The sequence below is a fragment of the Lactobacillus sp. genome (genome assembly GCF_051893255.1).
GTDB lineage: Bacteria > Bacillota > Bacilli > Lactobacillales > Lactobacillaceae > Lactobacillus.
This window is the reverse complement of record NZ_JBJFHB010000035.1, coordinates 1-2481: the sequence shown is the minus strand read 5'-3', so window position 1 is coordinate 2481 and position 2481 is coordinate 1. Positions and strand designations below refer to the sequence as shown.

At 41.7% G+C, this 2481-nt stretch carries 3 protein-coding genes and 2 pseudogenes; all 5 read right to left on the bottom strand.

Translation table 11 applies throughout. The features are described 5' to 3' along the window. Window positions 1-170: 170 nt before the first annotated feature. The gene (locus ACI4WN_RS03235; RefSeq protein ID WP_439776941.1) at window positions 171-422 is read right to left on the bottom strand and encodes a hypothetical protein; all 252 of its coding nucleotides are present in this window, start codon (window positions 420-422) and stop codon (window positions 171-173) included. A gap of 344 nt (window positions 423-766) precedes the next feature. Next, window positions 767-1426 (bottom strand): PdaC/SigV domain-containing protein, encoded by a 660-nt coding sequence (locus ACI4WN_RS03230; protein ID WP_279190056.1) that lies wholly within the window; start codon window positions 1424-1426, stop codon window positions 767-769. Between the two features lie 129 nt (window positions 1427-1555). Further along, complete coding sequence (locus ACI4WN_RS03225) at window positions 1556-1792, bottom strand: hypothetical protein (RefSeq protein WP_439776940.1); 237 nt, start codon at window positions 1790-1792, stop codon at window positions 1556-1558. Between the two features lie 3 nt (window positions 1793-1795). Continuing rightward, a pseudogene (locus ACI4WN_RS03220) lies at window positions 1796-1855 on the bottom strand (hypothetical protein); the annotation flags it as partial. 276 nt (window positions 1856-2131) lie between these two features. After that, window positions 2132-2481 (bottom strand): annotated as a pseudogene (locus ACI4WN_RS03215) (hypothetical protein); the annotation flags it as partial.

Below are 2481 nucleotides of genomic sequence, written 5' to 3'. Positions count from 1 at the left end.
ATCATCTTGCTGCTGTGCCTGGAAAGCTACCGGGTGCCAATGATTACGGCGCTGATAACCTTCGCCGTCCTCTTCGGTTTCAGCAAGGCCCTCAACAAGAAAAATGAAGCAGCAAAATAATTAATGAGATACAACAAAAGCTGACCGCAAGGTCAGCTTTTTTATGTGCTTTAGTATTTCAACAAGAAAAGGCCGTTACGCTTAAGCAACTTATTAACCAGCTTCTTTGACTTCTTAGAAAGCTTATACAGATCAGCATCAATGCCGCTTTCGATCCGGAGCAAGGAATAATACTTCTTGTCCTTAAAAAGTACATTTATCCCAAGAAAATGGTCCGTCACGATCAACTTCTTGACGATCTCTAGCAGATCAGCTACAGGCAGCTTGATCAAATCCATCCCCCTTTTTCTTGGCTTTACCATTTTTTATAGCCCGCTTCACTAAATGATAGATTGAAGTTCCAACGCCATAAGTTATACCGCCTACAACTACTGCACCAGTTATTGTTATGGCAACTTCACCAAAGCCCGGTACGAAATATATACTTGCAAGAGCAGGAGCAAACTTGGAATCACTTAAACTACGTTCCGAATATTGACTCGTATTTGGTTGAATCGTAAAATCAACTGTATCACTACTTGTAGCACCCGAAATATTTTGACTGCTATCTTGTTCTTCTGTGCTTACAGTCTACGAGGACTAAATTAGAATATACAAAAAGATCGTCAAGCCACTTGGGTGGAATGACGATCTTTATTTTTGCAAGTTACTTGTAGCGGGCAGGCAGGGTGAAGTACTTGTCCATGTTATAACCATAGACTTGCGGGTACACGTACACTTTGCCCTTCTTCAAGACAAAATTCATTTTCTTCAAGTTAGTTGACTCAAAGTAGATAGTGCCAGCTCCAAACTTTTTAGCCCCTTTGACCAACTTCTTCTTAATACTTGCTTGGCTGCCTTGCGCAACATCATATACAGTCAACTTCTTACCGCTTTTAAGAGAGTAGGTCCAACTGCCAATGTTGTCTTCTGCAACGCCACCGGCCCACCATTTCATTTCGCTCTTAAAAGAGACGACATTATTCTTGTTGTAAGTGATCTTGGCAGTAGTGGCATCGTAATAGCTCAAGTTCTTAAAGCCGTTATTGGCTCCATCTTTTGCGTAGTTAAACAATTGCTTCGCGTTCTTTTTCTCAGCAGCAAGGCTCTTTTTTATGTCCTTGTTGATCTTCTTGATCGCGGCAGAGCTGCCCTTCAGTTGCGGCAACTGGTAGGAAAAAGTTGCCTTCATACCATGCTTGTACTTTTTAACCGTCCGGTACTGCTTGATCGTGTACTTAGCTGAGCTGGCTTCTGCCTTGGGAGCTGCCACCAGACTAACTGCCGCAGCCGCGACAAGCGCACCAGTAATTACACATTTCTTCATAAGCTCGTTCCTCGTATGTTTGAAACAAATATTACTCTCCCATATTGTACTACTGAAACCAATTTTAAAAAATCTAGCTTACGAAAAAACGTCAGACCTCACATGGGAAATCTGACGAAACTTGTTTTATCAACTTTTCCAAAAATCATCGAAGAGAATTAGTCTAACTCTTTGGCTTTCAGCCAGTTCTTTAAAAGAAGGGCTGCTCTCTTTAGCAAAGAAATAGAGGTTTATTTTCGTGATGCCGAATTTCGAACTAAGCAGCGCCGCCCGGCTGCGCAAGGTATCTAGTATTTGCGGACTAAGCTTCTCTGCCTTGCGCCACTTGCATTCACCAATAATTGCTTCTTTTTTGTCATAACTCATGGTAACCAAATCGACGTCATCTTGCCGCTTAAGGGTAGGATTGTAGCCCCACCAGCCGCTAATTTCCTGCGGGTCGAAGGGGAGGTCGTCTTGTCTGATTAAGTGAAATCGGACTTTGGTGGCCTAAAACCTGGTGCTGCATAAAGGACATCGAGAATCCGCAAAGAATCAGCATGATATTGTCGTACTCTTTAAAAAATGTGGTCGATGGCAAACTGAAGAAGGGGCGCGCTTTGGCTGGCACTCTATAGAAATTGGACTACGCCGTAACTAATTGTATATAAAAAAGATCGACATGATCCACGAATTGTGGACTGACGATCTTTTTGTGTCGGATATTTACTTGTAGCGGGAAGGGATGGTGAAGTGGGAGTTATAGTAGATAGGCGGGTTATGGTGTGTGAAATCATAATTCAGAGGTTCAATAATAATTGGGTACAAGTAAACTTTACCGCCCTTTAAGTAATAATTAAGGTTTACATTGCCGGATATCATATCAACCATATCAACATAGACAACTTCACCCTTTTTAATTTTAAATTTTTTCGTCGCGCCAGCTATCAACTGCTTCCGAACGCTTGATTTGCTGCCTTTGACAATATCTGTAATGCTCAATCTTTTCCCATTTTTAAGTGAGTAGGTCCAGCCCCCAATAACATGATAGGGTATTTTTTTATTGTTAATTTGAT

Bases quoted from the DNA above. Each gene is read 5' to 3' on its own strand.
- ACI4WN_RS03230 (WP_279190056.1), bottom strand. From the start codon at position 1,426: ATGAAGAAATGTGTAATTACTGGTGCGCTTGTCGCGGCTGCGGCAGTT.
- ACI4WN_RS03235 (WP_439776941.1), bottom strand. From the start codon at position 422: ATGGTAAAGCCAAGAAAAAGGGGGATGGATTTGATCAAGCTGCCTGTA.
- ACI4WN_RS03225 (WP_439776940.1), bottom strand. From the start codon at position 1,792: ATGAGTTATGACAAAAAAGAAGCAATTATTGGTGAATGCAAGTGGCGC.